The sequence below is a fragment of the Amycolatopsis lurida genome (assembly GCF_900105055.1).
Classification (GTDB): Bacteria; Actinomycetota; Actinomycetes; order Mycobacteriales; family Pseudonocardiaceae; genus Amycolatopsis; species Amycolatopsis lurida.
Genome location: NZ_FNTA01000004.1, coordinates 2,107,341 through 2,132,287 on the forward strand (window position 1 = coordinate 2,107,341; position 24,947 = coordinate 2,132,287).

The following is a 24,947-nucleotide window of genomic DNA, read 5'->3' on the forward strand; positions in this document are numbered from 1 at the left end:
TAACCGTCCTTACCACTCACGAGGTCGACCTCACGGGAAGGTCAGCACGATCTTGCCCCGCCCGTGTCCGGTCTCGATCTCCCGGTGCGCCGCCGCGGCTTCGGTGAACGGATACGTCCGGCGCACCAGGAAACGCAGTTCCCCCTTGGCGTACAACGACGCCAGCATCCCCAGCCGCTCGGCCGACCGGGTGCCGGTGATCAGTCGCGCCCCCACCTCGGGCGCGCGCCCGTGCTCGACCAAGGTGAGCACGCGGTCCGGATTCCCGACCAGTTCCAGGGAAAGATCGAAGGCGGCTCCGCCCGCGCCGTCCAGCGCCGCGTCGATACCGGACGGCGCGAGGGCACGCACCCGGTCGGCGAGGCCATCCCCGTAGACCACCGCTTCGGCCCCGAGCGAACGGACGTACTCCTGGTTCGCCTCGCTCGCCGTCCCGATCACCCTCGCCCCGCGCAGCACCGCGAGCTGGACGGCGGCCGTCCCCACCGAACCGGCCGCCCCGTGGATCAGCACTGTCTCGCCACGGGCGACCCGAAGCGCGTCCAGCGCCAGGTACGCCGTCTGGGTGCCCGCCGTGAACCCGCCCGCGACCTCCCACGGCATCTCCGCCGGCTTCGGCGTGACGTTCTCCGCGGGCACCACGATGTACTCGGCGTACGCCTGAACGGCGGTGAAGCCGAGCACCTCGGCCCCCGCGACGAGGCCGGTAACCCCGGAACCGACCTCGTCGACGACCCCGGCGAACTCGTTCCCCGGGACACGCGGCCAACGCAGCTCCAGGCCCGCGGGTTCCCAGCCCGCCCGCACAGCCGCGTCGTACGGCTGCACCCCCGCCGCCTTCACCCGCACCCGGACCTCCCCCGCCCCGGCGTGCGGCTCCTCCAACTCCAGCACCCGGAGTACTTCCGGGCCACCGGCTTCCGTGAACGCGGCCGCTTTCATCTTGTTCCTCCAGTTCGTCCCCGGCTGTCGGAACCCAGCCTCATACCTCCAGATAGCTGGAGGTCAAGAACTGTCGGTGTGACGTTCTAAGCTGCGCTCGTGACGAGCTACCGCATCTCCAGGGCAAACGCTTCCGACGCCGGCAGGCTGACGACGCTGATGCACGAATCGGCCGCCTACCAAGGGGAGTACGCGTCGATCCTCGAGAACTACCAGGTCACGGAGGACTACCTCGCCACCCATCCCGCGTTCGTCGCGCACGCGCAGCGGGACGTGGTGGGCTTCTACAGCCTGATCGAGTATCCGGCCGAGCTGGATCTGCTGTTCGTCGCCGATTCGGCGCAGGGCACCGGCATCGGCGCGTGGCTGGTGGAGCACATGCTCGGGGAGGCCGCGAACCTCGGTATGACCGAGCTCCGCGTCGTCTCCCATCCGCCGGCCGCCGGGTTCTACGAGCGGATGGGCGCCCGCCGCGTCGGCGTCGTACCGCCCAGTCCGCCGAAGATCACCTGGGAGCGCCCGGAACTGGTCTTCGACGTCAAGCACCCACCGCACGACTGAACCGGCCGATCAGTTTGCGCAGGTGCCCGGCGAATTCCGGCGAGTCGACGACCTCGAAGTCGGTGTCGAGCAGGCCCAGGTAGAGCGCGAGGTACTCCAGCGTGTCCGCACCGGCTTTGAGCAGGCAGGTCCGCTCGTCGAGGGCTTCGACGACAACGGCGGGCGGTACCTTCGCCGCGGCTTCGGCGGCCGGGGCCCGCAGCCGGATCGTCGCGTGGTGCCGCCACAACGCGGCGCCGACGCCTCGTTGGAGGTAGGCGATCACGCCGCCTTCAGGTGGTTCGCGCTCCTCGAACCGCCGCCCGTTGGGTGTCCGCGGCCGCACCCGATCGGCGCGGAACGTGCGCCAGTCCTGTTTGTCGACGTCCCAGCCGACGAGGTACCACCGGCGGCTCATATGCACGACGCGATGCGGCTCGACCTGCCTTCGTGTCTCGGAGCCGTGGTGTCCCACGTAATCGAAGCGCAGGGTCTCGCGGTCACGGCAGGCAGCGGCGATGGCCGAGAGCACGTCGGCGTCCACCGTGGGGCCGCCGCCCTGCACCGCGAGCGTCGCGGAGTTCAGCGCCGCGACCCGATGCCGCAGCCGTGACGGCAACACCTGCTCCAGTTTCGCCAGCGCGCGCACCGACGTCTCCTCGATCCCCGCGATCGTGCCGCCCGCGGCCGTGCGCAGGCCCATCGCCACCGCGACGGCCTCCTCGTCGTCGAGCAGCAGTGGCGGCATCGCCGCGCCGGCGCCCAGGCGGTAGCCACCGGAGACGCCGGGAGTGGCGCCGACCGGATAGCCGAGGCCACGAAGGCGCTCGATGTCGTTCCGGATGGTCCTGGTGGTGACGTCGAGCCGATCCGCCAGTTCCGGGCCCGTCCAAGTGCGCCTGGCCTGCAGCAACGACAGGAGTCGCAGCAGCCTCGCCGAAGTTTCCGCCATGAATCCCACCTTGTCCGCGATCGCGGAACGAAACTTTCCGCAATCGTTCCTAATCTAGCCCCATGACCGACATCAAGCCCTTCCGCATCGCCATCGACCAGGCCGAACTCGACGACCTCAAGGACCGTCTGCACCGCACCCGCTGGCCCCGCGAGGTCACCGGCGACTGGAGCAGAGGCGTCCCGGTCGCCTACCTCAAGGGATTGGCCGAGTACTGGGCCGACGGCTTCGACTGGCGCGCACAGGAAGCCGAGCTGAACGAGTTCCCGCAGTTCACCACCGAGATCGACGGCCAGACCATCCACTTCCTGCACGTCCGCTCGACCTCCCCGGACGCGCTGCCGGTGCTCCTCACGCACGGCTGGCCCAGCTCGCCGTTCGAATTCCGGCGAGTCGTCGAGGAACTCGGCACCGAGTTCCACCTGGTCATCCCGTCCCTGCCCGGTTACGGGTTCTCGAACCCGGTGAGCGGCCCCGGCTGGGGCAACCTGTTCCGCGTCGCCCAGGCGTGGACCACGCTGATGGACCGCCTCGGCTACGAGCGCTTCGGTGTGCACGGCACCGACGCCGGCGCCGGAGTCGCGGGCGTCCTGTCGATGATCGCCGCGCACCGTGTGGTCGGCGTGCACCTCACCGGGACCAGCGCGGGGATGCCGTTCGGCCCGGCCGTCGAGCTGGACGGCCTCGATGACGAGGACCGCGAGCGCGGCGAACGCTTCAACCGGTTCCAGTCCGACGGCCTCGGCTACCTGCACCTTCAGGCCACCCGGCCGCAGACGCTGGCCTATTCGCTGAACGATTCCCCCACCGGTCAACTCGCCTGGATCGTCGAGAAGTTCGCCGAATGGACCGATCCGGCCAAGGCGCTGCCGGACGAGGCCGTCGATCGCGACCACCTGCTGACCGCGGTCAGCCTGTACTGGTTCACCGGTGCGGGCGCCTCCTCCGCGCACGCCGTGTACGAAGGCATGGAGGCCTACCGGCAGATGTCCCAGGGCGGCTGGAGCGAGGCGCCCGCCGGTCCGCCGCGGGCGATCGCCGTCTTCGCCGGGGACACCACGATCCGGAGTCTCCAGGACGGCCCGGTGGAACACTGGTCCGAGTACGACACCGGCGGCCATTTCCCGGCGATGGAGGTTCCCCGCCTGTTCGCCGAAGACCTCCGTTCCTTCCTGCGAAAGTGCGTCTGACGATGGAGCAGCTGAGCCCCCGGGCCCTCAACCGCGCGACCCTGGCCAGGCAGTTCCTGCTCGAGCGCGCCGATCTTCCCGCCGTCACCGCGATCGAGCGGTTGGCAGGTCTCCAGGCTCAGGCCCCCGACTCGTCCTATGTCGGCCTGTGGTCGCGGCTTGGGGATTTCCAGGTGGACGAGCTGGCGAAACCGCTGGCCGCCCGCGAGGTCGTCCGGTCGACGCTGATGCGCGGGACGGTGCACCTGGTGACGGCCGCCGACGGCCTCGCCCTGTGGCCGACCGTCAAATCGGTGGTCGAGCGCGGTTTCCTCGGCCACTACTCGCGGGAGATCGCTGGACTCGACCTCGCAGCGGTCGCCGAAGCGGGGAAGGCCCTGCTGTCCGAGCGGCCCCGCACACGCGCCGAAATCCGGACCGCGCTCGCGCCCCGGTGGCCCGGCGCGGACCTGCCCACGCTCGGCTACGCGGTCAACAGCCTGCTCCCGCTCGCGCACGTGACCCCGCGTGGCCTGTGGGGCCAGACCGGGCCTGCCGCGTTCGCCCTGCTCGAAGACTGGGTCGGCGCACCGTTCACGGACGGCATCACCCTCGACGACCTGGTGCTGCGCTACCTCGCGGCGTTCGGCCCGGCGACCGTCCGGGACGCGCAGGTCTGGTCGGGGCTCACCAGGCTCAAGGAGGTCTTCGAGCGGCTCCGTCCCCGGCTGATGACCTTCCGCGACGCTGCGGGGAAGGAACTGTTCGACCTTCCCGACGCACCGCGCCCCGACCCGGAAACCCCGGCACCGCCTCGATTCCTGCCCGAGTACGACAACGTCCTGCTCTCCCACGCCGACCGCGCGCGGGTGATCCCCGACGGCCGCCGAGTGCCATTGCCTCCGGGAAACGGCGGCCGCCGGGGGACCCTGCTCGTCGACGGTGAATTCCTGGCCATTTGGGCGATCAAAGGGGCGACTCTGACGATCGAATCGCGAAAGCCGTTGCGGGATCAGGATTCGATCGCCGAAGAGGGCGCCCGGCTCCTGGAATTCGTAGTACCGGGCTCGGCCCCCGACATCCGTTTCGACCTCGACGGATAACGGTCCGGCCTTTTGCCGTAACGACGGGCGGCGTTCGGGCGAAGCATGGCGCGTAGAGCCTGAAGGGAGCGGGCGATGAGCAAAAACTACGGGTTCATGACGGTGCTGGCGGGGTTGAGCGCACTCGCGGTGATCGCGGTCGCGGCGGTCTGGCGGTACCCGAACACCTCCGACGTCACGGCCGTGATCACCGCGGCGGGAACGGTGATCGGCACCGTGGTGGGTGCCTTCTTCGGCGTGAACGCGGCCTCGGCGGGACGCGTGAAGGCCGAAGAGAGCCGGGATCAGGCGACCGCGGCACTGGTGAAGGTCGCGGGCGAGGCCGAAAGAGGAAGCGACGTCGCCAAGACGGCGATGGAAGGCGTGAGCTGACCGTCCTCTATGGACACACTCAGTCGAGCGCCTCGAGCAGGGCGAGATCCGGTGGGACGAGGGTCGTGGACAGTACGAGCTCTCGCAGCAGGTTGTCGTTCAACGTGTTGCCGACCGGCTCGCCGACTTCTTCGCGCCGCAGACCGAAGACACCGCCGGCGGACAGCCGCGCCCGGACGTCGATGACGACGTGCTCGACGCGCCGGGCGGTCCACGTCTCACCGGGCCTGAGTTCGGCGAGCACCTCGGCCGTCTGCTGACGGGACAACGGCTGCGGATTGAGGTCGTGCAGCAGATACCGTTGCCCGAAGACGACCAGGACCAGGCGCTCTTCCGCGCTGAGACGCCACCGGCGGGGCGGCACGGTGACGTCGTCGTGCCGGGTGACGGGCTGTCCGCCCTCGGGACCCGCGACGTACAACTCGAGCAGGTGCTCCCGCCTGCCCGAACCGCGGACGAACAGCGGCGTGTACCCGTCCGACAGGGGGATCGGTTCCTCGCCGCGGGACAGCCAGCGGGAATTCGGCAAGCGGATGGGCAGCTGGCCGGTGTTGCTGACCCACCACTGCCCGTCGGCGAAGTTCAGCAGCCCGTGCCTGCGGCTGACCTGCAGGTCGTTCTCCCCCACACAGACGTCGACCTGCGGCCGATTACGCCCGAAAGTGATCTCGCCGCCCTCGCCGGGGTCGACGGACACGCCGCCCGCGAGCGTGAGCGCGAACACCGCGCCGGGAGCCGACGGCGGCACGCCGAGCGCCAGGCTCTCGTGCGTCGTCGTGAGCCGCTTCATCGTGCCTCCTCCTGTTCCCCGGCAGTATGCGGGACGCCGCCGGGGACGGGTCCCGGTGTCGCGTTCGCCCGTATGTTGGAGTACATGATTGACTTTTCCAAGGACACCGTCTTCAAACTCACGCCGTGCAAGCCGAAGGACATCGCGCCCACGGTGCAGCCGATCATCATCCCCGGCGAGGAGATCATCTCGTCGTTCAAGGCGGTGCGCGACTTCGTGGTGTTCACGAACAAGCGGCTGATCGCGGTGAACGTCCAGGGCATGACGGGCAAGAAGAAGGACTTCACTTCGCTGCCTTACAACAGGATCCAGGCCTTCTCGATCGAAACCGCGGGCACCTTCGATCTCGACGCCGAGCTGGACCTTTGGTTCAGCGGGCTGGGGAACGTGCGGCTCGAATTCCGGGGGTCGGACATCCGGGCGATCGGCCAACTGATCGCGACCCACACGCTTTAGCCCCTCCCGCAATTGGTCACCTACTTGCGTCGGGTGGGCTGCGGTAGGCGTTGGGCCGGGTGGGTCGTGAGTGGTAAGTGACGTTCTAGCGTCACTTACCACTCACGACCCACCTGGGCGACGCGACTCCCGCCGGCTCCGGGGCGTTGCGAAAGTGGCTTTCGCAACGCTGGCCTGCGTGTCGTGAGCGTCTCGGGACGGTAGCGCCAGCCGCCACCGCCGTGCGCGAATGGCCATCTCGCGTGACTGCATGGACGACTCGCGTGATCCGATGGACGACACGTGTGTCCAGACGGACGACTCGCGGCGGCCCCCGTCGCGCGCAGGCCAGGGCAGAATTGGGACATGACCTTTGAGTCCGAGTACGCCAGGATGTGCGAGCAGACCAACCAGATGCTCCGGGAAGAATCGATAGCGGTCGCCAGGCGGGTACTTCTCGCGACCGACCAGCAGTACCTGGCCCGCGGCTACGGTGTTCAAGCCCACGGCTTCCGGCGCCTGCGCGACGCGCTCGCCGACCAGCTTCTCAATCTGCTCACCGCGTCAAGGCGCGCCAGTACCAGTTTTGCCGATGCCGACCTGCCTGTGGCGATCAGATCCGACTCTCACGGCGACAGCTGGGTAGACCCGGGCGCCGACGCGATCGGGCAGCTGGCAGCGGCATTGGCCCGCGCGGCCACCATGCTCGTCGGCACCACACCCAGTGACTTCACCGACGAGTCGACCGGAGAGTGGGCCACCGGCGTGCTGAACGCGGTTCGCACGGCCGCGGAGAAGGTGATCAAGGTGGCCTAGGGCGTGTCTTGTGAGTCATGGAGCCAGAACACGATCGCGGCGATGGTGAGTTCGGCCTGGTAGTAGGCGGCGCGGTCGCGGAACTGCTTGAGCCGGTTGAAGCACCGTTCGACCACGTTGCGCTGTCTATAGGCCTCGGCGTCGAACGCTGGTGGTCGCCCGCCGCTGCGGCCTTTGGCTGTGCGGCGGGCGATCTGGTCATCCCGTTCCGGACTGACGAACTTGATCCGCCGGTCTCGCATCGCCCGGCGGGTCGACGGATGCGAATACGCCTTGTCCGCGATCACCGTCTCCGGTCGGCAGCGTGGCCGGCCGGGACCGATCCGGGCGACGGTGATGCCGTCCAGCAGCGGGACCAGCTGCGGGCTGTCGTCAGCCTGGCCCGGGGTGAGCAGGAACCGCATCGGCAGGCCCACCCGTCCACAACCAAGTGGTCCTTGGTGCTCAGCCGCCACGGGATGTACCGAGAAGTGTCCGAGGTGGACCGATCGCACCACCACGAACTCAGGTACTGGGCGGGCTTCAAGGAACGCAAGGCCGAGGAGTTAGCCGCACGAATCGACGCGGCGAGAAGCAACTCGTGAGTGGTAAGGACGGTTCTAACCGTCCTTACCACTCACGAGGCCTTACATGTTGATCATGTGGCCCGCGAGGCCGTGCACGGCTTCCTTGACCGCTTCCCCAAGGGTCGGGTGAGCGTGCACGTTCCGCGCGATTTCGTGCACCGTAAGGTCCCACTGCTGCGCCAAAGTCAGCTCCGGCAGCAGTTCGGTCACCTCGGGGCCGATCAGGTGCGCGCCCAGCAGCTCGCCGTGCGTCGCGTCGCTGAGGATCTTCACGAAGCCGACAGCCTCGCCGAGGCCGTGCGCCTTTCCGTTGGCGGTGAAGGGGAACTTCGCCACCTGGACGTCGAAGCCCTTTTCGCGCGCCTGTTCTTCGGTCCAGCCGAAGCTGGCGATCTGCGGCTGGCAGTAGGTCGCGCGCGGGATCATCACGAAGTCGAGTTCCATGGTCTCGGCGCCCGCGATGGTTTCGGCGGCGACGACGCCCATGGATTCGGACGCGTGCGCGAGCATCAGTTTCGCGGTGACGTCGCCGATCGCGAAGATGTGCGGGACGTTGGTGCGGCCGCGCGAGTCGACGGCGATGGCGCCGCGCTCGGTCAGTTCCACGCCGGTCTTGTCCAGGCCGTATCCCTCGACCCGCGGCTGGAAACCGATGGCCTGCAACACCTTGTCCGCTTCCAGGACCCGCTGCTCACCGTTCTTCGACACGGTCACGAGGACCTGCTCGCCGGTGTCGTCGATCGACTCGACCTTGGTGGAGGTCAGCACCTCGATGCCGAGCTTCCGGTAGCGGCGCGCGAGTTCCGCGGAGACCTCGGCGTCCTCGAGCGGGACCATCCGGTCGAGGTACTCGACGATGGTCACCTTCACGCCGTAGTTGTGGAGCACGTAGGCGAATTCGACGCCGATCGCGCCCGCGCCGGCGATGATGATGCTCTCCGGCAGCTCGTTTTCCATGATCTGCTGTTCGTAGGTGACCACGCGGTCGCTGCGCGTGGTGCCCGGCAGCAGACGCGCGGTGGCGCCGGTGGCGATCACGCAGTGGTCGAAGGTGACCCGTTCGCCGTTGACCTCGATGGTGTTGGCGTCGAGGAAGGTGCCGTGCCCGTCGTATTCGGTGATCTTGTTCTTCTTCATCAGGAAGTGCACGCCCTTGACGCGCCCGTCCGCGACCTTGCGGCTGCGGTCGAAGGCGGCCTGGTAGTCGAAGCTGACCTTCCCCTCGACCTGGATCCCGAACGACTTCGCCTCTTTGGTCACGATGTGCGCGAGTTCGGCGTTGCGCAGCAGCGCCTTCGACGGGATGCAGCCGACGTTGAGGCAAACGCCGCCCCAGTATTTCTCCTCCACGACCGCCGCGCTCAGCCCCAGCTGCGACGCCCGGATCGCCGCCACGTAACCGCCGACTCCGGCCCCCAGGACAACGACGTCATAGTGTGCACTCATACCTCGAAACCTACCCCTCACCGGGAGGGTCCGAAGGGTGAGACTGCCTACTCGGGGCGCGAGCCGCGGATCTCGATCAGCAGGTCGGTCACCGCGGTCATGATCCGCTTCGTGGCCTCCTCCAGCACCTCACGGGACGGCGAGGGCGTCATGAGATCCGAGAGGTCCACCGGCGGCCCGGCGGCCAGGTTCACCGTCTTGCGCGGGAAGGCGCGCGGAAGCACGGCGTCGGACGGCAGCAGGTGGTGTGTGCCCCAGTTCGCCAGCGGGATCACCGGGACGCCGGTCTCCAGGGCGATCCGCGCGATCCCGGTCTTGCCGCGCATGGGCCACCCGTCCGGGTGATCCGTGAAGGTCGCTTCCGGGAAGATGACGACGCATTCACCCTCACGGACGGCGCTGACGGCGTCGCGGTACGCGTCGGACGCCGTGGCCGCGCCGCGGTAGACGGGGATGTGCTTGCCGGAGCGCATCACCGAGCCGGTGACGGGCGCGTCCCACAGGCTCGCCTTCGCCAGGTAGCGCGGCACGCGTCCGTGCGCCAGGCAGTACGCGGTCACCGTCGTCGGATCGGCGAACGAGAGGTGGTTCGACGCGACCAGGAAGCCGCCCGACGAGGGCAGGTGCTCCCCGCCGCGCACCCGGAAGCGGGTGAACAGCACCAGGAACGGCCACACGACGTTGATCGCGAAGGCGAACCAGGCGCCCCGGCCGGCGCGGGCGAAGCGCCGGCCGAAGGCGATCATCTGGCGGAACGTCAGCAGGTCACCCGAAACGGGGCTCAGCGCGGTCCAGCGTTCACGGGGTCTCAGCACCATGGACGTAATTCGTAGCCGAACCAGCCCCGGTTCGGCTGCAACCGCGCGCGAACGCGGCGCGGATCACACGCGCTCGAGCACCACCACGGGGATCTCACGGTCGGTCTTCTTCGCGTACTCGTTGTAGTCCGGCCAGACCGCGGCGAGCTTCTCCCACAGCTTCGCGCGGTCCTCCCCTTCGAGGGTCCGGGCCCGTACGGTGAACTTGTCCGCCTTGACCTGGGCCTTGGCCTCGGGGTTGGCCTGCAGGTTCTTGTACCAGCCCGGGTCCTCCGGCGCGCCGCCCTTGGACGCCACGATCACCGGGTTGTCGTCATCGTCGAACTGGTAGATCAGCGCGAACTTGCGGTCCTCGCCGGTCTTGCGGCCCTTCGTCGTGAGGATGAGGCAGGGCGCGCCCTTCTCCCAGTCGTGGCCCACCTCGCCGTCGGTCTCTTCGTAGCGACGGACGTGCTCGTCACCGAAAAGCATGTCTGCGTTCCTCTCCTCGTCCTGGGGTGTACCGGCGCCCCGCCAGTCTGACGCGAATCGGTCGGTCGCGCTGATCAACTCGTGCAGGATGCCGGGTTCGTCGAACGCGTGACCGGCACCGCCGACCATCACCAGTTCCGCGGTGGGCAGCACCTGGCTGAGCTCCCACGCGGTGATGGCCGGGGTGACCACGTCGTAGCGTCCCTGGACCAGAACGCACGGGATGTCCCGGAGCTTCCCGGCGTCGCGCAGCAGCTGATCTTCGGCCAGCCAGCCGCCGTGCCGGAAGTAGTGATTCTCGATGCGCGCGATCGCGAGGGCGAACGAAGGATCGCTGAACGCGTCGATCACCTCGTCCTGGGGGCGCAGTTTGACCGTCTCCCCCTCCCAGCGGCTCCACGCGATCGCGGCGGGGCCGTGCACCGCCGGATCCGGGTGGCTCAGCAGTTCGTGATAGACCTCGATCAGGTTGTCCTGGCGGCGCGAATACGGCACCGGGGCGAGGAAACGCGACCACGCCTCGGGGAAGAGGAACGCCGCGCCCCCGCCGTAGATCCATTGCAGTTCCTTGACCCGCAAGGTGGCGACGCCGCGGAGGACGAGTTCCGTGACGCGTCCGGGGTGGGTTTCCGCGTAGGTCAGCCCGAGCACACTCCCCCACGAACCGCCGAAGACCATCCAGTGTTCGATGTCCAGGTGCTCGCGCAAGCGCTCGATGTCGGCGACCAGATGCCACGTCGTGTTGACCGAGAGATCGGCCTCCGGGGTGGCGCAGTTCGGCGTGCTGCGCCCGCAACCGCGTTGATCGAAAAGGACGATCCGGTACCGCTCGGGGTCGAACAGCCTGCGATGTCTCGGACTCGAACCGCCACCGGGGCCGCCGTGGAGAAAGATCACCGGCTTGCCCTCGGGATTGCCGCATTCCTCCCAATAGATCTCGTTGCCGTCACCGACGGGCAACATCCCTTGGACGTAAGGTTCGATTTCCGGGTAAAGGCCGAGCATGTCCGCCACTATGCCCCAAACGCCCGCTTGGAGGATCGATGAAGGCTCGCCCCCACGTGACGCTGGAGGATGTGGCGCGCACCGCGGACGTGTCGCTCGCGACCGCGTCCCGCGTACTCAACGGCACCGCCACCGTCCGGGGAGATCTCCGCGAACGAGTGATCGCCGCGGCCTCCGAGCTGTCCTATACCCCCAACGCTCACGCTCAGGCATTGGCCGGTGGCTCACGGCCCACCGTCGGAGTGATCTGTCACGACGTCGGCGATCCGTATTTCGCCGCGATCGCCGGCGGGGTCATGCGGGTGGCGAGCGAAAACGATCTTCTGGTGATGCTCGCGAGCACGTTCCGCGATCCGGCCAAGGAGGTCGCCTACGTTTCGACGCTGCGTGCGCAGCGCGCGTCGGCCATTCTGCTGATCGGTTCCGCGTTCGAAGACAAGGCGTGGGAGAAGGCGATGGCCGCCGAACTCGAGCCGTACCGGCGCGGCGGCGGGCACGTGGCGGCGGTCAGCAGGCATCGCGGGCTCAAGGTGGACACCGTCCAGCCCGACAACCGCGGTGGCGGCGCCGAACTGGCGAAGGCCCTGCTGGACCTGGGACATCGGCGGTTCGCCGTGCTCGCCGGGCCGAAGAGCCTGACGACCGTCGTGGACCGTCTCGACGGCTTCGCCGCGGAGCTGCTGGAGCACGGCGTCGACTTGGCCGAGGACGACGTCTTCGAGGCGGCGTTCACCCGCGACGGTGGTTACGAGGCAATGGAGAAGGTCCTCGCCCGGCCGCGGAAGCAGTGGCCGACGTGTGTGTTCGCGGTGACCGACGTGATGGCCATCGGCGCGATGTCGGCGCTGCGCGACGCCGGCGTCTCCGTGCCCGGCGAGATGTCGATCGCCGGTTTCGACGACATCCCGGTAGTGCGCGATCTCACGCCCGCGCTGAGCACGGTCGCGCTGCCGCTGGAGAAGCTGGGCGAACGGGCCATGGACCTGGCGCTCAAGGCATCGCCCGGCACCCGGCCGCGCGTGGTGCGGATGTCCGGCGAGGTCGTCCTGCGCCGCAGCACCGCCGCTCCCGCTCGCTGAAACCCTTGTGTGCGGCCCATGGGGTGACTTACCGTGGCGCGAGAAAGCGCTTTCTCACCCCCGCGCCACGGAGACCCGATGACCTTGATCGCCCTGCCCACCGCTGACGGCGGACTGGCGGAGTGGACGCCCCGAGGGGCGGCAACGCCCGCGAAACCGGCGTCACCGCCGACCTCCCGGATCGCCTACGCGGCCGCGCACGTGGTCGCCAACCCGCTCGCCCCCGCCGACCCCGAAGAAGGTGCGGTGCTGGACTGGGACACCACGCTGGCCTTCCGCGAGCACCTGTGGTCCTGTGGTCTCGGCGTCGCCGAAGCGATGGACACCGCGCAGCGCGGGATGGGGTTGGACTGGGGCACCACCAAGGACCTCATCCGGCGCACCGGGGCACTCGCCGCCGGACGGCCGTGGGTGGCCGGCGTCGGCACCGATCAGCTGCCCGGCGGCGAAGCGACCGCCGAGTCCATTGTGGACGCCTGGCGGGAACAGCTGGACCTGGTCGGCGAGGCCGGGGCGATCCCGGTCGTGATGGCCAGCCGGGCGCTGGCCGCGTCGGCTTCCGGGCCCGCGGATTACCACGCCGCGTACGGGAAGTTGCTCTCCGGCGCGGACCGCTCGGTCCTGCTGCACTGGCTGGGCGAGCAGTTCGACCCGGCCCTGGCGGGCTACTGGGGCCACGACGACGTCCGCGCGGCCGCGAAGGAACTGGGCAGGCTCTGCGCCGAGCACGCCGGCGTGATCGCCGGGGTCAAGGTTTCGGTGCTCGACGCCTCGATCGAGACCGAGTTCCGCCGCGCCCTGCCCGAAGGTGTCAGGTGCTACACCGGCGACGACTTCAACTACCCGGAGCTCATCGCCGGGGACGACCAGGGCCACAGCGAGGCGCTTCTGGGCATCTTCGACGCTGTCGCGCAGGTCGCCGGTGCCGCGCTCGCCCGCCTCGACGAAGGCGACAAGGACGGTTTCCACGGCCTGCTGGACCCGACGGCGGCGCTCAGCCGGGCCATTTTCCGGGCGCCCACCAGGAACTACAAGACCGGCGTCGTCTTCCTCGCCTATCTCAACGGGCACCAGGACCACTTCCGCATGGTCGCCGGCCGCGAGTCGGCCCGCTCGATCACGCATCTGGCCGAGTTGCTGCGCCTGGCGGACGCCGCGGGCGCGCTCACCGACCCGGAGCTCGCCGTCGCGCGGATGCGGCCGCTGCTGGCCGCGGCGGGGGTGGCGTGATGGACCGGTTGAGCCTGAACCAGATCACCACCAAGGCGTGGTCGCTGCCGGAAGCCGTGGCGGGCTGCGCCGAAGCGGGCGTCCGCTGGATCGGCCTGTGGCGGGACAAGGTCGCCGAGACCGGTGTCGAGGAGACCGCCCGGTTGCTCAAGGAGTACGACGTCGGCGTGTCGTCGTTGTGCCGTGGTGGTTTCTTCACCGGGATCACCCCGGAAGGGTCCCCTGTGGACGGCGTCGCGCAGACAAGGGAGGCGATCGACGAAGCCGCCACCCTGGGCGCCGACGTCCTCGTCCTGGTCGTCGGCGGGGTGAACGGCGACCTGGCTTCGTCAAGGCAACGGGTCGCGGACGCGGTCGGTGAGCTGGCACCGTACGCCGGTGAGCGCGGGGTCCGCCTCGGCCTGGAACCGCTGCACCCCATGCAGTGCGCCGAACGGTCGGTCCTGTCCACAGTGGACCAGGCGCTGGCGATCGCACGGGAGCATCCGGCCGATCAGGTCGGCGTGATCGTCGACGAGTTCCACGTGTGGTGGGATCCGCGGATCGAGGAGTCGATCGCCGCGGCGGCGGGCCGGATCGCCGGATTCCACGTCTGCGACCAGAAGGTACCGCTGACCGACACCCTGCTCGGCCGGGCGCTGCCCGGTGACGGCCCGATCGACCACCGGCACCTGAAGGCGTGTGTCGAGGCCGCCGGCTACACCGGGCCGATCGAGGTCGAGGTGTTCGACGCCGACCTTTGGCGCCGCCCCGGTGGCGAGGTGCTCGCGGAGACCATCGAGGCCTACCGGGATCACGTTTCCTGACGAAAGTAAGGGTCCCTCGCTGCCCAAGGTCGGCTGTCCGGGCGGCCGTGGTTTCCTACCGTTCGCGGTATGAAACCACGGCTGCTCTGGTGGCTGGGCACAGCGTTGCTCCTGCTCGCCGTCCACACCGACTGGAACGTTCCGCTCGCGGCCTGGGTGTTCCCGGTCTTCCTGCTCCGCTACGCCCGCCTGGTCCCCCTTCGTCGCGCGGTCCTGATGGTGGGCCTGTCCCTGCTGATCGGGCAGCTGTTCTGGCTCGGGGTCACCGGCCTGCTGTTCGTGCTCTCCGCGCTGCTCGCGTTCACTTTGCTCGCGGTGCTGCAGACGACGGCGTTCCTTGCCGATCGGCTGCTCGCCGGGCGCGCCGGGCCGTTGAGGACGCTGGTGTTCCCGGTGACGCTCGTCGCGGGCGAACACCTTTTCACGGTGATCACCGGTTTCGGTGACTTCGGCGCGCTCGGCAGCACCCAGGCCACGAACCTGCCGCTGCTCCAGACGGCGTCCGTGACCGGCGTCTACGGCCTCACCTTCGTCCTCGCGTGGTTCGCGTCGGTGGCGAACACCGTCTGGGCGGAAGGTTGGCAGCCGGTCAAGCGCACGGTCCTCGTCCACGTTTGCCTGCTCGGCGTGGTGTTCGCCGCCGGTGGCGCGCGGTTGCTGTTCGACGCTCCCACCACGGAGACCGTGCGGATCGCGGGGATCAGCCCGTCGGCCGAGGCCGACCGGTCGAGTTCCGGCGCACTGGAGCGCATCGGGGTGAAGTATTGGCGAGCGCAGGAGGTCAGCGGTGCCGATCCGGTCGCGGTCGGTGCGGCGTTCGCACCGGTCACCGACGATCTCGTGGCGCGGACCAAGCAGCAGGTGTCGGCGGGCGCGAAGATCGTGCTCTGGCCGGAAACCCACGCTCGCGTCCTGGAACGTGATCAGGCGGCGCTGCTGAAGCGGGTCGGCGACGAAGCGAGACAGGCCGGTATCCACGTGGGGGTCGCGTACGCGCTCTACACGTCGCAAGCTCCTTACATCCGCAACGTGGTCGTGCTCATCGGACCGGCCGGCGAGGTGCTGTGGACCTACGACAAGACACATCCGACGCCGATGGAACCGATGACCCCCGGCCCGGGGAACGTCCCCACCGCGGAGTCACCGTACGGACGGCTCGCGGCGGTGATCTGTTACGACGCCGATTTCCCCGGCCTGATGCGCCAAGCCGCGGACAAGGGGACGGCACTGATGCTCGTCCCCGCCAACGACTGGCCGGGTTTCGGCTCCCTGCACGCCGAAAAGGCGGGCTTCCGCGCGGTGGAAAACGGTTACTCCCTCTTCCGGCACTCCACCCATGGGAATTCCACAGCCGTGGACGGCCAGGGCCGCGTGCTCGGGCACGCCGACTACTACCGCACGGATCAGCAGACGCTCGTCGCCGATCTGCCGGTACAGCCGAGAACACAGACCGTGTACAGCCGTGTCGGTGACGTGTTCGCCTGGCTGTGCCTCGCGGCGGCCGCGCTCTGTCCTTTATGGACATATCGAAGGAAACGTTAGCACCCCGTTACGGAAGAGGTGGTGTTCCTAACGTCATACCCGAAAAGAACAGTGTTCAACGGTTAAGCTCCCCCGCATGCCGAAACTGCTCGTGGTGGAAGACGACGACGCGATCGGCGGTGTCCTCGAATCGACCCTCCGCCTGCACGGCTACGAGGTTTCCTGGCAGCGCGACGGCCGCACCGCGCTCGCGGCCGCGGCGGACGGCGGCATCGACTTCGTCCTGCTCGATCTCGGCCTGCCGGATCTGGACGGGGTCGAGGTCTGCCGTCGGCTGCGGGCGGAGCTTCCCGGCGCCGTCCTGGTCATCCTGACCGCGCGGCAGGAGGAGATGGACGTCGTCGTCGGCCTGGAGGCCGGCGCCGACGACTACCTCACCAAACCCATCCGGCTCGGCGAACTGCTCGCCAGGGTCCGGGCGCATCTGCGGCGGGGGACGGCTCCGCCGGAGAGCAGGCCCGCGATCGCCATCGGCCATCTGCGGGTGGACACCGCCGGACGGCGGGTCAGCGTCGGCGGGCGGGAGATCTCGTTGCGGGCCAAGGAGTTCGACCTGCTCGCCCGGTTGGCCGAGCAGCCGGGTGTCGCGGTCAGCCGGGACACGCTGATGTCGGAGGTGTGGGACGCGCACTGGTACGGCTCGACGAAGACCCTCGACGTCCACATCGCCGCGCTGCGCCGGAAGCTGACCGAGTCGGCGCCCACCCCCGAGCAGGCGCCGAGGATTTCGACGCTGCGCGGCCACGGGTACCGGCTCGAGCAGCCCTTCGAGAGTCAGTAGTCGCGCAGGTCGGAGACCTCGTCCCGGGCGGCCAGCTGCGCGATCCGCGCCGACGCCGCCACGCACGACACGATCACCACCGCCGCCAGCAACCCGAAGTACCCGTGCGGCGAAGGCACTCGCTCCATGCCGGTGAGGGCGACGAACAGCACCCCGAGCACGTGCCCCGCGATCAGGCCCCCGGCCCCGACGACCAGCGCGTCCCCCGCGATGAACGCCGCCACCTGGCGGCGTTTCCCGCCGAGCGTGCTCACGATCAGCAGGTCACGCCTGCGTTCGTTGAGCGCCGCCCCGAACGAGGGCCCCGCCGCGGCGGCCGCGAGGATCAGCGACGCGATCAGATCCACCTTGGCCTCGCCGCAGCCGTCCTTGGTGAAGGCGGTCGAAATGGCATAGGCCACCGCCAGCGCGACCAGCACCACGGACCGCGCCAGAAGCGCGCTCCGCCACGAAATGGACAGCGCGAGCACCCCCGCCAGTCCGGAGACGAGCGGCCGGAGCAGGCCGCCGATCACCCGCTTTCCCTTCCGCAGCCCCAGCTCCACCAATCGCCACAGCAGCATCGTGCCGCCCGCCCAGCCGAACAACGGCCAGACGAAGGCGAGCGCGAGCAGGATGACGTCGAGGCCGTACGGCGCCCACCAAGGGGGACCTTCGTCGCTCGGGATGAAATACCACTCGCGCAGCACCGGGGGCAGGATGGCGAGTGCCGCGACGAGCGTCCCGGCGAGCAGCAAGAGAACGATTTCCCGGACGAGCGAGACTCCGGAGCCGGTCGAGAAGCCACAGGCCAGTGACAGGGCGACCCCGGCCACGCCACCCGCCAGGCCCGCCGTACCGGCTTCGGCGGCGGCCAGGCCGAGTACCTGCCCGCCGGTGGCGCCGCGGGCCCGCAGCAGGTCCTGATCCGCCCGCAGCACCCGCGCCGAGGGGGTGGTCAGCAGCACCACGAGCACCATCGCGGGCACCCATCGCGGTGCCAGGCTTCCGGTCCAGTCGTGCACCGCGAGCAGGGTGGTCACGATCGCGACCCCGGCCGCGGGGACACCGAGCCTGGCGGGGCGCACGCGCGCGATCCCGCCGACCCACAACGCCATCGCCGCGATCACCGGTCCCGCACCAGCTTCCCGTCGACCATCGCCCAGCGCTCGCCGAACAGCCCGGCCGGGGCCTCTTCGGCCGTGGCCACCAGCAGTCCGGCGCCCAGCTGGTCCGCGGCCCCCAGGAGCCTGCGGAGGAGCCGCTGCCCCTCACGCTGGTCGAGCCAGCCCGCCGGGTCGTCGGCGAGGATCAGTTTCGGCGCGGGCGCGAGCGCCCTGGCCAGGACGGCGAGCCGGATCTGCTCACCGGTCAGGTCACGGGGCGCCTTCTTGGCGAAACCGGCCAGGCCCACCAGCTCCAGCGCGCCGTCGACGGCGTCGCGGACCGCCGTGCCGGTCCGGCCGGCGAGCACCAGCGGCAGAGCGACGTTGAGCCGGACGTCGAGATCGCGCAGCAGCCCGCCGTCCTGCAGCATCAACCCGATCAGGTCGGGGCCCGGCGGCGACGGCTCGAAGGCAGGCCAGACGACGGTGCCCGCCGTCGGTTTCTTCATCCCGGCGAGCAGATGCAGCAGCGTCGTCTTCCCGGCACCGGCCCTGCCGGTCACCACCGCGCGGGTCTCCGCGCAGATCTCGCAGGTCACGCCGTGCACGGCGACCACGGCGGTCAGCCCGGAACCATAGGTGTGCGCCAGCTCGTCGGCGCGGACCAGTGGTGCCGTCACGCCACTCTCACGATCCGGTGCGCGGCGGCCGCGATCTCGGGGTCGCGGGTCGCCACGACCACGGCCGTCCCGCGAGCCGCGACGGCGCACAGCAGATCCATGAGTTCGAGTGCGGCGAGTCCGTCGAGTTCACCGGCGGGTTCGTCGGCGAGGACCGTCTCGGGGGCTCCGGCCAGCACGACGGCGACTCCGGCGCGCGCGCTTTCCAGCGCCGACAGCGTGTCCGGATAGTCGTCACCGCGGCCGGCCAGCCCGACCAGTTCGAGCAGGTCGTCCGCGGCGCGGAGGGAGCGGCCGGCCAGCCGTCCCGCCAGCACGACGTTCCGCGCGACGGTGAGGTGATCGAAGAGGTTTCCGCGTCTGAGCAGCACGCCGACACCGGGAGCGCCGGCGGAGGCCTCGCCGCTTCCGGCGGGCAGCACGGCCACACACTCGCCCGGGACGGCGAACCGGACGAGGGGGACGGATCCGGGCCCCGGGCCTGCCATGACGGCGGCACGTCGGCGCATGGCCCCAAGGTAAGGCGAACGGGGTCAACATCGCCTTGATCTCAGGTCAACGGACGGCAAAATATCGCGTCGGGTGGGTGATCCTCGCGCTCGTCGGCCACACTCTGTCCGTGCGCCGCCGGATCGTCACTCTCACCGTGCTGGCCGCGGTGCTGGCGATCACCCTGTTCGGGGCGCCGCTGGCCGTCGCGGTCGCGAGGTTCCACGAGGGCAACTCGACCCACGACCTCGAACGGGTCGCCGACACCGTCGTGCTCGACGTGACCGGCGATCTCGCCAACGGCCGGGTCCCGGAGCTCCGGCCGATCAAACCGGACAAGGACCGCATCCGCGGGATCAGGGTCGCGGTCTACACCCCGACCGGCAGGCTCCTGGCAGGCAACGGCCCGCCCAGTGAAGACCGCTACGTCCGCGAAGCGCACTACACCGACATGGCGACCGGGACCCGCGACGACGAGGTCGTCCTGGCCGTCCCCGTGCTCAGCGGGCAGTCGCTGGTCGGCGTGGTCCGCGCCGCCCACCCCCGGTCCGAACTGGACGCCCAGATCCGGCTGACCTGGATCAAGATGATCGTCCTCGCCGGGCTCGCGATCGGGGCCAGCTGGCTGATCGGGCGCCGGATCGCGACCCGGCTGGCGCGGCCGCTGGAGGATCTGGCCGCCACCGCCGAACGCCTCGGCGAGGGTGACTTCACCGTGCGCGCCCGCCGGACGGGTGTCCGCGAGATCGATCAGGTCGCCGAAGCGCTGGACGTCACGTCCGAGCGGATCGGCGAGACGCTGGAACGCGAGCGGACCTTCTCCTCCGACGCCTCCCACCAGCTGCGGACGCCGCTGACCGGCCTGCGCCTGCAACTCGAGGCGGCGCTGGAGAGCCCCGATCGCGACCCCTACGCGACGATCCGCGACGGCATCGCGTCGGCCGACCGCCTGGAACGCACCATCGACGACCTGCTGGCGCTGGCCAAGCAGACCAGGGCCCCCCGAGCGCTGCTCGACCTGGGCAAACTCTTCGAAGAGGTCCGGCAGACCTGGCACGGACTGCTCGCCGGGCGTGGCCGGGCGCTGCGGATCAGCGGACGCGATGCCCTCCCCGCGCGGGCGGCGGACGCGGCGGTGCGGCAGGTGCTCGCCGTACTGCTGGACAACGCGGCGACCCACGGACGCGGCACGGTCTCCGTCCTCGCACGCGACGCCGGGGACGCGCTCGCCATCGACGTGAGCGACGAGGGCACCATCCCGGACGGTCGCGATCCGTTCGCGACCGCCGACCGGACCGAGGACCACGAAGGCAACGGGATCGGGTTGCGGCTGGCGCGGAGCCTTGCCGAGGCGGAGGGCGGACGGCTGCGGCTGACCAGTCCGTCGCCGACGACGTTCACGCTGCTTCTGCCAGCCGAACGTCCCACGCCGAAAAAAGAAGGCCCGGGCCTGGCGAGCTAGGGGGGGTTACTCGCCAGGCCGGGCCGGTAGGAGGCAAACGCGCCCCGACAGCGCGCACGGCATGCCACCTGAATGAAGACGGTAAAGACCAGCGGGCCAACAGACGGTACACGCCGGATTAACTGACACTTTGCTTTTACATGTCACACCGATTCGGCCGCTGTCCGGCCCCGCTGAATCGATCGTGGGAAGATTGACCGCATGACCACCGAGCCGGCGCCGAGATGGCGGAGACTGGAACCGGACGAACGCAAAGAGCAGATCTTCGCCTGCGCGGCCCGCCTTTTCGCCGACCGCCCGTACTCGGAAGTGTCCACTTCGGACATCGCGGCGGAGGCAGGCGTCGCCAGGGGTCTGATCAACCACTACTTCGGCACCAAACGCGAGCTCTACCTGGAGATCATCCGGCGCGCGCTGACCGTGCCGCGGCTCGCCGTCGAGATCCTGCCGGACGGGCCGCTCGAACTGCGTGCCGACGTCGCCATCGACTGGTTCCTGGACATGGTCACCAGCCAGGGAAAGATGTGGCTGGCCGCGATCGCGCCGGAAGGCATCGGCCGCGACCTCGAAGTCGAACGGATCCTGGAGGAGGCCGATCGCGAATCGGCGGACCGGGTGCTCGAAGCGGTCGGGCTCTCCCGTGAGAGCGAACACGGGCAGGAGCTGAACGCGCTGGTCCGCGCGTTCGGCGGGATGGTCAAGGCGGCGGGCCGCGAATGGCTCGTACGCGGCTCGCTCGATCGCGCTCAGGTGCACACGTTGCTCAGCAAGTCGCTGGTCACACTGGTCGGCGAGGTCTTTCCCGAGATCCAGCGGGCAGCCCCGCGCACCTAGAGAAGCCCCCGGCACCTCGAGGGGGAGGTGGGTGCCAGGGGCTTCGGGACCGGTGACGAGCACCGGTATTCCTCCACACTACGCCGATTCCCTGTCACGGCTCTGTCAAACTTCCCAAAGCGTTCAACTGGGTGAGCCTGAGTTCCAGCCCGTCGAGGCAGCGCTGCACGGCATAAGCGTAGAGACGCTCGTAGTAGCCGGCCGCGAGATCGGGGTCCGCGACCAGCGCCGAAACCGACTCGCCCAGCGCCGCCATCCCCGGCAAGTCCGCGCGTGTGCGGTACGCGGCGTAGCCCTCGCTGCGGTCGAGCTGGAGCGCCATCGCGCTCTCGCGGTCGTCCTCCATCGCGACGAACTGGCAGGCGGTGGCGAGCAGCAGGTTGTAGGCGAACGGCGACTCGGTACCGAAGCCCGCCGCGAGCAGGCGGCCGATGCCGGCGTTCATGGTCGGCACGGCGGCGGCGACCGACGACCCGAACAGGGCCAGCCGCCGCGCCGAGCCGGGATAGCGGCGCAGCACTTTCCGCACGGTCGGCAGGAACTCGTCGAACCACTCCCGCCACGGCAGGGTTTCGTCGGGCAGGGTCAGCTCGCCGACCACCCGGTCCAGCACCGCGACGACGACGGTGTCCCGGTCGCCCACGTGGTGGTAAACGACCGCGGGGTAGGCGTCGACGGCCGCCGCGAGCTGCCGCAGCGTCCAGTTCTCCAGGCCCGACTCCGCCGACAGCTCCAGCGCGGCGTCGACGATCCGGTCCCTGGTGACGGCCGGCCGTCCGGAAGCCGCGCGGGACCTGGGGCGGGGGCCCGCGTCTTCGGGGAAAGTCGGCATGCGGGCTACCGTATCCGCCTTCGGCTGGTCGGACGGCGGGGGCTTCCGGCAGGATCGTGCCATGCCCCGCGCGCGTGTGAACGGCCTCGAACTCGAGTACGACACCTTCGGCTCCCCCGCGGATCCGCCGCTGGTACTGGTGATGGGCCTCGGCGCCCAGATGGTGACGTGGGAGGTCGGCTTCTGCGAGCTGCTCGCCGGCGGCGGGTTCCACGTCGTCCGGTTCGACAACCGCGACGTCGGTCTGTCGTCCTATTTGGACGATCTTCCCGCGCCGGATCTGGCCGCGCTCGCCGCGGGTGATCCGGCCACCGCGCCGTACCTGCTGTCCGATCTCGCCGCCGACGTCACCGGGCTGTTCGACGCGCTCGGGTTCGGCCGCGCGCACGTCGTCGGCGCGTCGATGGGCGGGATGATCGTGCAGCAGCTCGCGATCGACTCGCCGGAGCGGCTGCTCAGCCTGACGTCGATCATGTCCACCACCGGGGATCCCTCGGTCGGGCACGCCGAGCCCGCCGCGCTCGCCGGGCTGACGCGGCCACCGGCCGCCACCCGGGAGCAGGCGATCGAAGACGGTGTCGCATGGTTCAAGCTCGTCGGTTCGCCCGGTCACCCGTCCGACGAGGAATTCCTGCGGATGAAGGCCACCCGGAACCACGACCGCGCGAATCACCCCGCGGGAGCGTTGCGGCAGGCCGCCGCCATCGTCGCTTCGGGTGACCGCACGGCGAAACTGCGCAAGGTGCGGGTCCCGGCGCTCGTCATCCACGGCGAAAGCGATCCGCTGATCAACGTCAGCGGCGGGAAGGCGACCGCGGAAGCGATCCCGGACGCCGAACTGCTGTTGTTCCCCGGGATGGGGCACGAACTGCCGCGGCAGCTGTGGCCCGCGATCGCCGGCGCGATCGTCGCGCACGCGCGGAAGGCCTGAAGGGGCAAATCCCGGCGGAGGCGCAGGGAAGCCATTCACGTCCGGTGACGCGGTGTTCCCTGGAGGGAAGCGAGTGCTTCGGCTCCTCGGTTCGGCGCGAACGCGACCGCGATCGGCTCACTCGCCGGAGCCGTACGGCGTTCCGTGGAAACCGCCGCGTCCGAGTCGCCCCACCCCCTGGAAGGAGCGACTCGGACGCGGCTTTCCGGCCCTGCGCCTGCCCACACCCCTCCGGTGGGCGGGCACGAAGGGGATCATCGGCTACGGGAAGGTTCCAGCTGGTCCGCCCGGACCCAGGTCGCGTGAAAACCGAGCGGGACACGCTGGGGCAACAGAACCCTGGCCACGGGTCCGGCAGCGAGATCGGCGGCGTCGAAAACGTCCAGCTCCGAGCGCCCCTCACGCTCGTCCTGGACGAAGGTCACCAGATAGCCGTCGTCGGAATCGGCGGCCGCGCCGTCGCGGGGTGCGAACGGCGCCTCACTGCCCCACCGGCCCGGGCCGAAACGGTGTTCGGTCTTGGTGCCGGCACGATTGTCGTAGCACACCAGGCCGTCGAACTTGAGCGTCGCGTCCGGCGAGATGTGCACCGCGTAGGAGAAGCGATTCCGGCCGCCGGCCACCCTCGAGTCGACGGACGGAAATTCGGTGTTGTCATCGTCGAGCTGGTTCTCCAGGCACTGCCCGGTCCGCAGGTTGAACCGGTAGCGGTGAAGCGAAGCGTCCAGCCGCAGGTACGACAGCATCTTGGCGAGCGGGGTGAGCGCGTCGGCACGCGGTCGCGGCCGCTGCACGCGGCAGACGTCGAGGACGACTTCCTCGCCCTGCTCCCAGGAATTGACGACGTGATAGATGTAGCAGGGGCTGGCTTCGAACCAGCGAATCTGACTACCGTTACCGTAGCGAGGCAGCACCCCGAACCGGCTGGGCAGTGAGCGGTCGAAGAACAACTTGTGCCGCCCGTTCCGCGCCGCCTCCATGTCCTGGACCAGCGGCAGATCCATCAGTACGGCGTGGTTCTCGGTGATCGCCATGTCGTGCGGCAGGCGCGGACCGAGGAGTTCGATCTCGGTCGTGCTCGCGACCTTGCCGTCCGCACTGATCACGCCGTAACGCAGGTACGGCGGTCGCGGCCCGTAGTCGAACCAGAACAGCTCACCGGTGCGCTCGTCGACCTTCGGATGGGCCATCATGTCGCCCACCAGCGTGCCGAGGAAGTCCTCCGCGCCCAGTGTCTTCAGCGACAGCGGGTCGACCGCGTACGGCGTGCCGCACAGGTACCAGGTGGAGAGCACCTTGCCGCGATGGAAGATCAGGTCGGTGTTGGCGCTGTCCTTGACGTTCACGCCATGCGTGTTGCCGAACGGGTTGCCTTCGGGCGACTCCATGACGCCCTTCCAGAGCGCCTTGCCCGCCGCGGATTCGGCCTCGAAGGCCTTGGTGCGGATCCAGCGGTTGCGGTAGCGGGCCTTGCCGTTCTCCAGGTGGACGGCGTGGATCATGCCGTCGCCGTCGAACCAGTGGTAGCGCCCTTCCGGCGCGAATCGCGGGTTCGGCCCGTTGCGCAGGTACACGCCGTTCAGATCCGCGGGGATCTCGCCGACCACCTCGAGATCGCTCGCGTCGATCTCTTCCCCCACCGGGGCGTAGACGCCCATCAGGTACGGGTTGACCTCGGATTCGCCGGTGGCGGCCGCCACCAGCACCGGGTGCTCGGAGGTACTGGCCATGCCGAGACACTACGATTGCTGTAGTCAGGTGTCAATAGACT

Annotated in this window: 27 protein-coding genes and 1 pseudogene; 15 read left to right on the plus strand and 13 right to left on the minus strand. The window is 69.5% G+C overall.

Annotated elements, in window-relative coordinates:
• Nucleotides 1-30: 30 nt before the first annotated feature.
• Nucleotides 31-942 carry an NADP-dependent oxidoreductase gene (locus BLW75_RS14970; protein WP_034312735.1) on the minus strand — a complete coding sequence of 304 codons (912 nt, stop codon included), beginning with the start codon at nucleotides 940-942 and terminating at the stop codon, nucleotides 31-33.
• A gap of 99 nt (nucleotides 943-1,041) precedes the next feature.
• Between BLW75_RS14970 and BLW75_RS14975 the strand changes: the two genes are divergently transcribed.
• Complete coding sequence (locus tag BLW75_RS14975; RefSeq protein WP_034312737.1) at nucleotides 1,042-1,503, plus strand: GNAT family N-acetyltransferase; 462 nt, start codon at nucleotides 1,042-1,044, stop codon at nucleotides 1,501-1,503.
• On the opposite strand, the gene BLW75_RS14980 is transcribed toward BLW75_RS14975, so the two are convergent.
• Nucleotides 1,481-2,434, minus strand: a complete 954-nt coding sequence (locus tag BLW75_RS14980) for a helix-turn-helix transcriptional regulator (RefSeq protein ID WP_034312739.1) — start codon at nucleotides 2,432-2,434, stop codon at nucleotides 1,481-1,483. The two genes, BLW75_RS14975 and BLW75_RS14980, sit on opposite strands and share 23 nt — an antisense overlap.
• 62 nt (nucleotides 2,435-2,496) lie before the next feature.
• Between BLW75_RS14980 and BLW75_RS14985 the strand changes: the two genes are divergently transcribed.
• The 3 genes from BLW75_RS14985 to BLW75_RS14995 all read left to right on the plus strand — a co-directional run bounded on the left by BLW75_RS14985 (nucleotide 2,497) and on the right by BLW75_RS14995 (nucleotide 5,078).
• Nucleotides 2,497-3,624 carry an epoxide hydrolase family protein gene (locus tag BLW75_RS14985; RefSeq protein ID WP_034312742.1) on the plus strand — a complete coding sequence of 376 codons (1,128 nt, stop codon included), beginning with the start codon at nucleotides 2,497-2,499 and terminating at the stop codon, nucleotides 3,622-3,624.
• 2 nt (nucleotides 3,625-3,626) lie between these two features.
• Nucleotides 3,627-4,706, plus strand: a complete 1,080-nt coding sequence (locus BLW75_RS14990; protein ID WP_198935742.1) for a winged helix DNA-binding domain-containing protein — start codon at nucleotides 3,627-3,629, stop codon at nucleotides 4,704-4,706.
• Between the two features lie 75 nt (nucleotides 4,707-4,781).
• On the plus strand, nucleotides 4,782-5,078 hold the full coding sequence (locus BLW75_RS14995; RefSeq protein WP_034312745.1) for a hypothetical protein: 297 nt from the start codon (nucleotides 4,782-4,784) through the stop codon (nucleotides 5,076-5,078).
• 19 nt (nucleotides 5,079-5,097) lie between these two features.
• Here BLW75_RS14995 and BLW75_RS15000 read toward each other — a convergent pair whose 3' ends face one another.
• On the minus strand, nucleotides 5,098-5,868 hold the full coding sequence (locus BLW75_RS15000) for an FHA domain-containing protein (RefSeq protein ID WP_034312747.1): 771 nt from the start codon (nucleotides 5,866-5,868) through the stop codon (nucleotides 5,098-5,100).
• 84 nt (nucleotides 5,869-5,952) lie between these two features.
• On the opposite strand from BLW75_RS15000, the gene BLW75_RS15005 reads away from it, so the two are divergent.
• Nucleotides 5,953-6,324, plus strand: coding sequence for a PH domain-containing protein (locus BLW75_RS15005; RefSeq protein ID WP_026467493.1), 372 nt, complete (start codon nucleotides 5,953-5,955; stop codon nucleotides 6,322-6,324).
• Nucleotides 6,325-6,669: 345 nt separating this feature from the next.
• Nucleotides 6,670-7,119 carry a hypothetical protein gene (locus tag BLW75_RS15010; RefSeq protein WP_034312750.1) on the plus strand — a complete coding sequence of 150 codons (450 nt, stop codon included), beginning with the start codon at nucleotides 6,670-6,672 and terminating at the stop codon, nucleotides 7,117-7,119.
• Here the strand turns inward: BLW75_RS15010 and BLW75_RS15015 are convergent.
• Nucleotides 7,116-7,619, minus strand: a complete 504-nt coding sequence (locus BLW75_RS15015; RefSeq protein ID WP_395766735.1) for a transposase — start codon at nucleotides 7,617-7,619, stop codon at nucleotides 7,116-7,118. The two genes, BLW75_RS15010 and BLW75_RS15015, sit on opposite strands and share 4 nt — an antisense overlap.
• Between BLW75_RS15015 and BLW75_RS43945 the strand changes: the two genes are divergently transcribed.
• The gene (locus BLW75_RS43945) at nucleotides 7,560-7,703 is read left to right on the plus strand and encodes an AMED_5909 family protein (RefSeq protein WP_277814966.1); all 144 of its coding nucleotides are present in this window, start codon (nucleotides 7,560-7,562) and stop codon (nucleotides 7,701-7,703) included. The genes BLW75_RS15015 and BLW75_RS43945 overlap by 60 nt on opposite strands.
• A 42-nt stretch (nucleotides 7,704-7,745) precedes the next feature.
• Here BLW75_RS43945 and lpdA read toward each other — a convergent pair whose 3' ends face one another.
• From lpdA to pip, 4 genes and pseudogenes are all read right to left on the minus strand, one after another.
• The gene (gene lpdA / locus BLW75_RS15020) at nucleotides 7,746-9,131 is read right to left on the minus strand and encodes a dihydrolipoyl dehydrogenase (protein WP_034312753.1); all 1,386 of its coding nucleotides are present in this window, start codon (nucleotides 9,129-9,131) and stop codon (nucleotides 7,746-7,748) included.
• Between the two features lie 47 nt (nucleotides 9,132-9,178).
• The gene (locus BLW75_RS15025) at nucleotides 9,179-9,949 is read right to left on the minus strand and encodes a lysophospholipid acyltransferase family protein (protein ID WP_034312755.1); all 771 of its coding nucleotides are present in this window, start codon (nucleotides 9,947-9,949) and stop codon (nucleotides 9,179-9,181) included.
• Nucleotides 9,950-10,012: 63 nt separating this feature from the next.
• Nucleotides 10,013-10,420: a nitroreductase family deazaflavin-dependent oxidoreductase gene (locus BLW75_RS44190; protein WP_425266434.1), complete on the minus strand. Its 408-nt coding sequence runs from the start codon at nucleotides 10,418-10,420 to the stop codon at nucleotides 10,013-10,015.
• A 66-nt stretch (nucleotides 10,421-10,486) separates the two neighbouring features.
• A pseudogene (pip, locus tag BLW75_RS15030) lies at nucleotides 10,487-11,425 on the minus strand (prolyl aminopeptidase); the annotation flags it as partial.
• A gap of 38 nt (nucleotides 11,426-11,463) precedes the next feature.
• Between pip and BLW75_RS15035 the strand changes: the two are divergent.
• The 5 genes from BLW75_RS15035 to BLW75_RS15055 all read left to right on the plus strand — a co-directional run bounded on the left by BLW75_RS15035 (nucleotide 11,464) and on the right by BLW75_RS15055 (nucleotide 16,863).
• Complete coding sequence (locus BLW75_RS15035; protein ID WP_034312757.1) at nucleotides 11,464-12,504, plus strand: LacI family DNA-binding transcriptional regulator; 1,041 nt, start codon at nucleotides 11,464-11,466, stop codon at nucleotides 12,502-12,504.
• Between the two features lie 78 nt (nucleotides 12,505-12,582).
• Nucleotides 12,583-13,734 (plus strand): dihydrodipicolinate synthase family protein, encoded by a 1,152-nt coding sequence (locus BLW75_RS15040; RefSeq protein ID WP_034312759.1) that lies wholly within the window; start codon nucleotides 12,583-12,585, stop codon nucleotides 13,732-13,734.
• On the plus strand, nucleotides 13,734-14,540 hold the full coding sequence (locus BLW75_RS15045; protein ID WP_034312763.1) for a sugar phosphate isomerase/epimerase family protein: 807 nt from the start codon (nucleotides 13,734-13,736) through the stop codon (nucleotides 14,538-14,540). Before BLW75_RS15040 ends, BLW75_RS15045 begins: the two co-directional genes overlap by 1 nt.
• Nucleotides 14,541-14,609: 69 nt before the next feature.
• Entirely contained in the window at nucleotides 14,610-16,082 is a 1,473-nt protein-coding gene (locus tag BLW75_RS15050; RefSeq protein ID WP_034312766.1) for an apolipoprotein N-acyltransferase, read from the plus strand.
• 76 nt (nucleotides 16,083-16,158) lie between these two features.
• Nucleotides 16,159-16,863: a response regulator transcription factor gene (locus BLW75_RS15055; protein ID WP_034312768.1), complete on the plus strand. Its 705-nt coding sequence runs from the start codon at nucleotides 16,159-16,161 to the stop codon at nucleotides 16,861-16,863.
• Here BLW75_RS15055 and BLW75_RS15060 read toward each other — a convergent pair.
• The 3 genes from BLW75_RS15060 to BLW75_RS15070 are packed head-to-tail and all read right to left on the minus strand — an operon-like array spanning nucleotide 16,857 to nucleotide 19,137.
• On the minus strand, nucleotides 16,857-17,972 hold the full coding sequence (locus tag BLW75_RS15060) for an FtsX-like permease family protein (protein WP_034312769.1): 1,116 nt from the start codon (nucleotides 17,970-17,972) through the stop codon (nucleotides 16,857-16,859). The genes BLW75_RS15055 and BLW75_RS15060 overlap by 7 nt on opposite strands.
• Nucleotides 17,969-18,628, minus strand: coding sequence for an ATP-binding cassette domain-containing protein (locus BLW75_RS15065; protein WP_034312773.1), 660 nt, complete (start codon nucleotides 18,626-18,628; stop codon nucleotides 17,969-17,971). The genes BLW75_RS15060 and BLW75_RS15065 overlap by 4 nt, the downstream gene beginning before the upstream one ends.
• Nucleotides 18,625-19,137, minus strand: coding sequence for a P-loop NTPase family protein (locus tag BLW75_RS15070; RefSeq protein WP_034312776.1), 513 nt, complete (start codon nucleotides 19,135-19,137; stop codon nucleotides 18,625-18,627). The genes BLW75_RS15065 and BLW75_RS15070 overlap by 4 nt, the downstream gene beginning before the upstream one ends.
• 77 nt (nucleotides 19,138-19,214) lie before the next feature.
• Here BLW75_RS15070 and BLW75_RS15075 point away from each other — a divergent pair, with 77 nt between their 5' ends.
• Both BLW75_RS15075 and BLW75_RS15080 read left to right on the plus strand, forming a co-directional pair.
• The gene (locus BLW75_RS15075) at nucleotides 19,215-20,579 is read left to right on the plus strand and encodes a sensor histidine kinase (RefSeq protein WP_034312778.1); all 1,365 of its coding nucleotides are present in this window, start codon (nucleotides 19,215-19,217) and stop codon (nucleotides 20,577-20,579) included.
• A 201-nt stretch (nucleotides 20,580-20,780) separates the two neighbouring features.
• Nucleotides 20,781-21,413, plus strand: a complete 633-nt coding sequence (locus BLW75_RS15080; RefSeq protein WP_034312781.1) for a TetR/AcrR family transcriptional regulator — start codon at nucleotides 20,781-20,783, stop codon at nucleotides 21,411-21,413.
• 94 nt (nucleotides 21,414-21,507) lie between these two features.
• On the opposite strand, the gene BLW75_RS15085 is transcribed toward BLW75_RS15080, so the two are convergent.
• Nucleotides 21,508-22,245, minus strand: a complete 738-nt coding sequence (locus BLW75_RS15085) for a TetR/AcrR family transcriptional regulator (RefSeq protein WP_034312784.1) — start codon at nucleotides 22,243-22,245, stop codon at nucleotides 21,508-21,510.
• Between the two features lie 61 nt (nucleotides 22,246-22,306).
• Between BLW75_RS15085 and BLW75_RS15090 the strand changes: the two genes are divergently transcribed.
• Nucleotides 22,307-23,176, plus strand: coding sequence for an alpha/beta fold hydrolase (locus tag BLW75_RS15090; protein ID WP_034313005.1), 870 nt, complete (start codon nucleotides 22,307-22,309; stop codon nucleotides 23,174-23,176).
• 254 nt (nucleotides 23,177-23,430) lie between these two features.
• On the opposite strand, the gene BLW75_RS15095 is transcribed toward BLW75_RS15090, so the two are convergent.
• On the minus strand, nucleotides 23,431-24,906 hold the full coding sequence (locus tag BLW75_RS15095) for a carotenoid oxygenase family protein (RefSeq protein ID WP_034312786.1): 1,476 nt from the start codon (nucleotides 24,904-24,906) through the stop codon (nucleotides 23,431-23,433).
• Between the last annotated feature and the right edge of the window lie 41 nt (nucleotides 24,907-24,947).

Coding starts and splice junctions, on each gene's coding strand:
- BLW75_RS14970 (WP_034312735.1), bottom strand. CDS start 942: ATGAAAGCGGCCGCGTTCACGGAAGCCGGTGGCCCGGAAGTACTCCGG.
- BLW75_RS14980 (WP_034312739.1), bottom strand. CDS start 2,434: ATGGCGGAAACTTCGGCGAGGCTGCTGCGACTCCTGTCGTTGCTGCAG.
- BLW75_RS14985 (WP_034312742.1), top strand. CDS start 2,497: ATGACCGACATCAAGCCCTTCCGCATCGCCATCGACCAGGCCGAACTC.
- BLW75_RS14990 (WP_198935742.1), top strand. CDS start 3,627: ATGGAGCAGCTGAGCCCCCGGGCCCTCAACCGCGCGACCCTGGCCAGG.
- BLW75_RS14995 (WP_034312745.1), top strand. CDS start 4,782: ATGAGCAAAAACTACGGGTTCATGACGGTGCTGGCGGGGTTGAGCGCA.
- BLW75_RS15000 (WP_034312747.1), bottom strand. CDS start 5,868: ATGAAGCGGCTCACGACGACGCACGAGAGCCTGGCGCTCGGCGTGCCG.
- BLW75_RS15005 (WP_026467493.1), top strand. CDS start 5,953: ATGATTGACTTTTCCAAGGACACCGTCTTCAAACTCACGCCGTGCAAG.
- BLW75_RS15010 (WP_034312750.1), top strand. CDS start 6,670: ATGACCTTTGAGTCCGAGTACGCCAGGATGTGCGAGCAGACCAACCAG.
- lpdA (WP_034312753.1), bottom strand. CDS start 9,131: ATGAGTGCACACTATGACGTCGTTGTCCTGGGGGCCGGAGTCGGCGGT.
- BLW75_RS15025 (WP_034312755.1), bottom strand. CDS start 9,949: ATGGTGCTGAGACCCCGTGAACGCTGGACCGCGCTGAGCCCCGTTTCG.
- BLW75_RS44190 (WP_425266434.1), bottom strand. CDS start 10,420: ATGCTTTTCGGTGACGAGCACGTCCGTCGCTACGAAGAGACCGACGGC.
- BLW75_RS15035 (WP_034312757.1), top strand. CDS start 11,464: ATGAAGGCTCGCCCCCACGTGACGCTGGAGGATGTGGCGCGCACCGCG.
- BLW75_RS15040 (WP_034312759.1), top strand. CDS start 12,583: ATGACCTTGATCGCCCTGCCCACCGCTGACGGCGGACTGGCGGAGTGG.
- BLW75_RS15045 (WP_034312763.1), top strand. CDS start 13,734: ATGGACCGGTTGAGCCTGAACCAGATCACCACCAAGGCGTGGTCGCTG.
- BLW75_RS15050 (WP_034312766.1), top strand. CDS start 14,610: ATGAAACCACGGCTGCTCTGGTGGCTGGGCACAGCGTTGCTCCTGCTC.
- BLW75_RS15055 (WP_034312768.1), top strand. CDS start 16,159: ATGCCGAAACTGCTCGTGGTGGAAGACGACGACGCGATCGGCGGTGTC.
- BLW75_RS15070 (WP_034312776.1), bottom strand. CDS start 19,137: ATGCGCCGACGTGCCGCCGTCATGGCAGGCCCGGGGCCCGGATCCGTC.
- BLW75_RS15080 (WP_034312781.1), top strand. CDS start 20,781: ATGACCACCGAGCCGGCGCCGAGATGGCGGAGACTGGAACCGGACGAA.
- BLW75_RS15085 (WP_034312784.1), bottom strand. CDS start 22,245: ATGCCGACTTTCCCCGAAGACGCGGGCCCCCGCCCCAGGTCCCGCGCG.
- BLW75_RS15090 (WP_034313005.1), top strand. CDS start 22,307: ATGCCCCGCGCGCGTGTGAACGGCCTCGAACTCGAGTACGACACCTTC.
- BLW75_RS15095 (WP_034312786.1), bottom strand. CDS start 24,906: ATGGCCAGTACCTCCGAGCACCCGGTGCTGGTGGCGGCCGCCACCGGC.